Origin of the sequence: Caballeronia sp. AZ1_KS37, assembly GCF_023631165.1 — a bacterium.
Lineage (GTDB): Bacteria > Pseudomonadota > Gammaproteobacteria > Burkholderiales > Burkholderiaceae > Caballeronia > Caballeronia zhejiangensis.
Genome location: NZ_JALQDP010000074.1, coordinates 1 through 242, shown reverse-complemented (window position 1 = coordinate 242; position 242 = coordinate 1). Strand labels below are relative to the sequence as shown.

General features: G+C 66.5%; 1 protein-coding gene. It reads left to right on the top strand.

Going from position 1 to position 242, the window contains the following annotated elements; genetic code table 11:
* Positions 1–242, top strand: a 242-nt coding sequence (locus NCS00_RS33270; protein WP_250442281.1) for a HipA N-terminal domain-containing protein, incomplete at both ends; no start/stop codon positions are given.

The following is a 242-nucleotide window of genomic DNA, read 5'->3' as shown; positions in this document are numbered from 1 at the left end:
GGACGGCTCGACCTGTGGATGAACGGCCTGCCCGTCGGATACTGGGAGAACGGTCCCGCCGGCGAACGCCTCGTCTATCGCGATGACTGGATCGCCGATACGCAGGGCCGTCCGCTATCGCTCTCGCTGCCCTTTACGCCAGGCAATCAGCCGTGGCGCGGGCAGGTCGTCACGGATTTCTTCGACAACCTCTTGCCCGACAGCGAGCCGATCCGCCGCCGCATCGCCACGCGATTGCGCAC